The organism is Mycobacterium sp. 1245852.3, from assembly GCF_001669335.1.
Classification (GTDB): Bacteria; Actinomycetota; Actinomycetes; order Mycobacteriales; family Mycobacteriaceae; genus Mycobacterium; species Mycobacterium europaeum_A.
This window is the reverse complement of the sequence record NZ_LZLL01000379.1, coordinates 1-6,026: the sequence shown is the minus strand read 5'-3', so window position 1 is coordinate 6,026 and position 6,026 is coordinate 1. Positions and strand designations below refer to the sequence as shown.

4 protein-coding genes and 1 pseudogene are annotated in these 6,026 nt (G+C 67.8%); all 5 read left to right on the top strand.

The annotated features are described in order from the left end of the window. Positions 1 to 1,810: adenylate/guanylate cyclase domain-containing protein (locus tag A9W96_RS16895; RefSeq protein ID WP_067141403.1), on the top strand; the 1,810-nt coding region annotated here is incomplete at its 5' end. Next, positions 1,810 to 3,213, top strand: a complete 1,404-nt coding sequence (locus tag A9W96_RS16890) for a mechanosensitive ion channel family protein (protein ID WP_066877437.1) — start codon at positions 1,810 to 1,812, stop codon at positions 3,211 to 3,213. The genes A9W96_RS16895 and A9W96_RS16890, both read left to right, overlap by 1 nt. Positions 3,214 to 3,648: 435 nt before the next feature. Beyond that, positions 3,649 to 4,908 (top strand): glutamate-5-semialdehyde dehydrogenase, encoded by a 1,260-nt coding sequence (locus tag A9W96_RS16885; protein ID WP_066867095.1) that lies wholly within the window; start codon positions 3,649 to 3,651, stop codon positions 4,906 to 4,908. A gap of 37 nt (positions 4,909 to 4,945) precedes the next feature. Then, positions 4,946 to 5,821 (top strand): MoxR family ATPase, encoded by an 876-nt coding sequence (locus A9W96_RS16880; protein WP_007769847.1) that lies wholly within the window; start codon positions 4,946 to 4,948, stop codon positions 5,819 to 5,821. A 10-nt stretch (positions 5,822 to 5,831) separates the two neighbouring features. Continuing rightward, positions 5,832 to 6,026 (top strand): annotated as a pseudogene (locus tag A9W96_RS16875) (hypothetical protein); the annotation flags it as partial.

Genomic DNA, 6,026 nt, shown 5'->3' with positions numbered 1-6,026 from the left:
CGCGCAACAACAGTCGCTGGTCAACTATTACGACGACGACATGATCAAACCGATCAAGCGGATCACCGGGGACACCATTGACATCAGGGCGGTCCTGCCAAGTTCCAACGCGCAGAAATACATTCAGGCTTACTACACCGCCGCCCCCCGGCCGGGCCCCGACGGCCTGCCCGTCCAGGACGCCGGTGACGGCAGCGCATGGTCGACGGCCAACGCCCGCTTCGACTTCTACATGCGCGGCATCGTGACCCGGTTCGACTATCAGGACGCGCTGTTGCTCGACATGCAGGGAAATGTCGTCTACAGCGTGATGAAGGGGCCCGATCTGGGCACCAACATCCTCACGGGCCCCTATCGCGAATCCAAGCTGCGGGAGGCATACCAAAAGGCCTTGGCGTCCAACGACCTCGACTTCGTCTGGATCACCGACTTTCAGCAGTACCAGCCGCACCTGGACACCCCCACGGCGTGGGTGGTGTCACCGGTCGGCATGAACGGCAAATTCGAAGGCGTGATGGCGCTGCCGGTTCCGGTCGCGAAGATCAACAAGATCATGACCGCCGACAAACGCTGGGACGCCGCCGGGATGGGCCCGGCGACCGAGACCTATCTGGCGGGCCCCGACGACCTGATGCGTTCCGATTCGCGGGATTTCATCGAGGACCCGAAGGGCTACCGGCGCCAGGCGATCGACGCCGGCACACCACCCGATGTGGTGGACCGAGCGCTCCGGTTGGGCAGCACCACCCTGGTGCAGCCGGTCGACACGGCCGGGCTGCGCGCCGCCCAGCGCGGCGAGACGGGGGTGGTCAGCGCCACCGACTACACCGGCAACAGGGAATTGGAAGCCTATGCGCCGCTGAGTATCCCCAATTCCGACCTGCACTGGTCGATCCTGGCGACGCGCGACAACTCCGATGCGTTCGCCCGGCTCGGCAGGTTCAGCAAGACGCTGGTGGTGGCGGTCGCCGCGATGATCTTCGCCATCTGTGTGGCCTCGATGTTCGTCGCGCAGGCCGCGGTGCGACCGGTCCGGCGTCTCGAGGAAGGCACCCGCAAGATCAGCTCGGGTGACTACGAGATCAATATCCCCGTCCGGCGCCGCGACGAAATCGGGGATCTCACAGCGGCTTTCAACGAAATGAGCCGCAACCTGGCCATCAAGGAAGAGCTGCTCAACGAGCAACGCCGGGAAAACGACCGCCTGTTGCTGGCGCTGATGCCCGAGTCGGTGCTGCGGCGCTATCGCGAGGGCGAGGAGACCATCGCCCAGAAACATCAGGACGTGGCCGTCATCTACGCCGACATCGTCGGCCTCGACGAGATTTCCAGCGACGTGCCGGAAGACGAATTGGTCGCGACCGTCAACGATCTCTTCCGGCAATTCGATTCGGCGGCCGAAGCCCTTGGTGTCGAACGGATTCGGACGTTCCACAACGGATATCTGGCCAGTTGCGGGGTGGTCACGCCCCGGCTGGACAGCATCCACCGCGCCGTCGACTTCGCCCTGGAAATCGGTCGCATCATCGATCGGTTCAACAGCCAGGCGGCACACCAGCTGGGGCTGCGTGTCGGCGTCAACACGGGCAACGTGGTCAGCGGGCTGGTCGGCCGGTCCAGCCTGGTCTATGACATGTGGGGCGGCGCGGTCAGCCTGGCCTATCAAATGCACAGCGGCGCACCGCAACCGGGCATCTATGTCAGCTCGCAGGTGTACGAGGCGATGCGAGATGTCCGGCAGTTCACCCCCGCCGGCACGATCTCCGTCGGCGGTACCGACCAGGCCATCTACCGGTTGCAGGAGCGCTGATGAACCTGTTCAACTCGTCGTGGTTCTATTGGGCGATCGGCATCGCGGTCGGGTTGCCACTCGGGTTGATCGCGCTCACCGAGCTGCACGACGCGCTGCTGCGCAGGAACAGTCCGCTCGCCAGGCAGGTGAGCCTGCTGCGCAACTACCTGCTGCCGCTCGGTGCGCTGTTGTTGCTGCTGGTCCAGGCCTCCCAGGTCCCCGCCGGCGACGTTCCGGTGCGCGTCCTCACCACGGTTTTCGGTCTGCTGGTGCTCGTCCTCGTGCTGTCCGGCCTCAACGCCACGATGTTCGAAGGCGCGCCCGAAAAGAGTTGGCGCAAAAGGCTACCCGGCATCTTCCTGGACTGCGCGCGGTTGGTGGTGATCGGCGTCGGCCTGGCGGTGATGTCGTCCTACATCTGGGGTGTGCGGATCGGCGGCATCTTCACCGCGCTGGGCGTCACGTCGGTCGTCATCGGTCTGATGTTGCAGAACTCCGTCGGCCAGATCGTGTCGGGCTTGTTCATGCTGTTCGAGCAGCCCTTCCGCATCGACGAGTGGCTGGACACCGGCACCGCGCGCGGACGGGTGGTCGAGGTCAACTGGCGGGCCGTGCACATCGATACCGGCAGCGGGATTCGGGTCATGCCGAACGCGATGCTCGCCGGCAATGCGTTCACCAATCTGAGCCGCCCGCCCGGCACCCACAAGCTGGCGGTGACGACCACGTTCTCCACCGTCGACCCGCCGGACCGGGTGTGTGCGCTGCTGTCGCGCATCGCTGAGGGGCTGCCCCAGCTCAAGGCCGGCAGCGTGCCGCGGACGGTCCCGGTGGGAGCAGGCGAGTACCGCACGACCATCGGGTTGAATTCACCGGCGGACGCCGGCGCCGCCAAGGCGATCTTCCTGCGCTGGGCCTGGTATGCCGCGCGACGGGAGGACCTGCACCTCGACGGCGCCGACGACGACTTCTCCACCATCGAACGGGTCGAGCATGCGTTGCACACGGTGGTGGCGCCGGCGCTGCGGATCGGCGCCGAGGAGCAGCGATCGCTGCGGTCCGCCGCGAGGATCGTCCGATACGGCGCCGACGAGGTGGTGGAGTACGCCGGCCAGGTGCCCACCACCATGACGTTCCTGGTCGCCGGGCGCGTCCAGCTGACCGCGACCGCCGATGACGGGTCGACGGTGCCGATCAGCACGCTGGTCGAGGGGTCGTTCCTGGGGCTGACGGCGCTGACCCGGCAGCCGAATCTGGCCAGCGCGTACGCGCTGGAAGAGGTGACGGCGCTGGAAATCGACCGGGAACACATCGAACACCTGGTGACGCGGGCGCCCCTGCTGCTGCAGAACTTTGGCAACATCATCGAGGAGCGGCGCAGCAAGGTGCGCAGCGCCGGGCGCGGTGAGCGGGTCGGGTAGTGGCGATCGCGAGCGCGGCGGTGCCGGGCGATGCGGGTCGCCACCGTCGGTGGTAGTGGCGATCGCGAGCGCGGCGGTGCCGGGTGATGCGGGTCGCCACCGTCGGTGGTAGTGGCGATCGCGAGCGCGGCGGTGCCGGGTGATGCGGGTCGCCACCGTCGGTGGTAGTGGCGATCGCGAGCGCGGCGGTGCCGGGTGATGCGGGTCGCCACCGTCGGTGTTAGGGGCGATCGCGAGCGCGGCGGTGCCGGGTGATGCGGGTCGCCACCGTCGGTGGTAGTGGCGATCGCGAGCGCGGCGGTGCCGGGTGATGCGGGTCGCCACCGTCGGTGGTAGTGGCGATCGCGAGCGCGGCGGTGCCGGGCGATGCGGGTCGCCACCGTCGGGGTAACGGGCCGCCTCACCCTGGCTTTTTTCGCCGGATACCCTGGTTCAATGAGTCTGCAAGCACCATCGCTTCCTGACTTGCGCCAGGAGGTGCACAACGCCGCACGCCGCGCCAGGGCCGCATCCCGTGTCCTGGCGTTGTTGCCGACGGTTGCCAAGGACCAGGCGCTGAGCTCCGCGGCCGACGCGATCACCGCCCACACCGAGTTGATCCTGTCGGCCAACGCCGAAGACCTCGAGGCCGCCCGGGCCGCCGGGACGCCCGCGGCGATGCTGGACCGGTTGGCATTGGACTCCAAGCGCGTTGAGGGCATCGCCGCCGGCCTGCGCCAGGTCGCCGGGCTGCCGGACCCGGTCGGGGAGGTGTTGCGCGGCTACACGTTGCCCAACGGGCTGCAGCTGCGTCAGCAGCGGGTACCGCTCGGGGTCGTCGGCATGATCTACGAGGGCCGGCCCAACGTGACCGTCGATGCCTTCGGTCTGGCGCTGAAGTCCGGCAACGCCGTGTTGTTGCGCGGGAGTTCGTCGGCGGCCCGGTCCAACCAGGCGCTGGTCCAGGTGCTGCGCGCCTCGCTGGTCAGCGAGGACCTGCCCGCCGATGCGGTGCAACTACTTTCGGCCGATGATCGCTCGACTGTGACGCATTTGATCCAGGCGCGCGGCCTGGTCGACGTAGTGATTCCGCGCGGCGGCGCGAGCCTGATCAACGCGGTGGTTCGCGACGCGCAGGTGCCCACCATCGAGACCGGCGTCGGCAACTGCCACGTGTACGTGCACGACGGCGCCGACCTGGACGTGGCAGAGCGAATCCTGCTGAATTCCAAGACCCGTCGGCCCAGCGTCTGCAACGCCGCCGAGACGCTGCTGGTCGACGTCGCGATCGCCGAAGAGGCGCTGCCCCGGCTGGTGAACGCCCTGCAAGACGCCGGCGTGACGGTGCACGGCGGATTCTCCAAGGATGCGCACGAGGACGACCTGCGCCGGGAGTACCTGTCGATGGACATCGCGGTGGCGGTGGTCGACGGCATCGACGCCGCGATCGCGCACATCAACGAGTACGGCACCGGACACACCGAGGCCATCGTGACCACCAATATGGCTGCGGCGCAAAAGTTTACCGACGGTGTTGACGCTGCCGCGGTGATGGTGAACGCGTCCACCGCCTTCACCGACGGCGAGCAGTTCGGTTTCGGTGCCGAAATCGGCATCTCCACCCAGAAACTGCATGCCCGCGGTCCGATGGGGCTGCCCGAATTGACCTCGACCAAATGGATCGCGTGGGGAGACGGACAGACCCGTCCGGTCTGATGCCCCGCGTGCAGCAAGTGCTTTAGGAGAACCGATTGTGAGTGTGCCCGCCCGGTCCAAGCCGTTGTTCGACGACATCGACGACGTCTCGCGGCGGTTGGCCGAGACCGGCTACCTGCCCGACACCGCCACCGCGACGGCAGTGTTCTTGGCCGACCGGCTCGGCAAGCCGTTGCTGGTGGAAGGGCCGGCCGGCGTGGGCAAGACCGAGTTGGCCCGCGCCATCGCGCAGGCCACCGGCTCGGGCCTGGTGCGCCTGCAGTGCTACGAGGGCGTCGACGAGGCCCGCGCGCTCTACGAGTGGAACCACGCCAAGCAGATCCTGCGTATCCAGGCCGGGTCGGGGGACTGGGACCAGACCAAAGACGACGTGTTCAGCGAGGAGTTTCTGCTGCAGCGTCCGCTGCTGACCGCCATCCGGCGCACCGAGCCCACAGTGCTGCTCATCGACGAGACCGACAAGGCCGACATCGAGATCGAGGGCCTGCTGCTGGAGGTGCTGTCGGACTTCGCGGTGACCGTCCCCGAGCTGGGCACCATCACCGCCGAGCGGACGCCGCTGGTGGTGCTCACCTCCAACGCCACCCGCGAACTCTCCGAGGCGCTCAAGCGTCGATGCCTGTTCTTGCACATCGACTTTCCCAGTCCCGACCTGGAACGCCGCATCCTGCTGTCGCGGGTCCCCGAGCTGCCCGCGCACCTGGCCGAGGAGCTGGTGCGCATCATCGGCGTGCTGCGCGGGATGCAGCTCAAGAAGGTCCCGTCGATCGCCGAGACCATCGACTGGGGCCGCACGCTGCTCGCGCTGGGCCTGGACACCATCGACGACGCCGTCGTGGCGGCCACGCTGGGCGTGGTGCTCAAACATCAATCCGACCAGCAGCGCGCGACCGGCGAACTGCGGCTGAATTAGGAGGTCTGCGATGGCCACCCGCCGTGTCCGACCCACCCGGCCGCTCGCCCCGCACGGGCTGCCGGGCCACCTGGTGGGATTTGTGGAAGCCCTTCGCGGAGCGGGGATTTCGGTCGGCCCCTCGGAGACGGTGGACGCCGGTCGGGTGATGGCGACGCTCGGCCTGGGCGACCGCATGGTGCTGCGCGAGGGCCTCGCGTGCGCC

Excerpts from the sequence above, each read along its gene's own strand:
- A9W96_RS16890 (WP_066877437.1), top strand. The coding sequence starts at position 1,810 with ATGAACCTGTTCAACTCGTCGTGGTTCTATTGGGCGATCGGCATCGCG.
- A9W96_RS16885 (WP_066867095.1), top strand. The coding sequence starts at position 3,649 with ATGAGTCTGCAAGCACCATCGCTTCCTGACTTGCGCCAGGAGGTGCAC.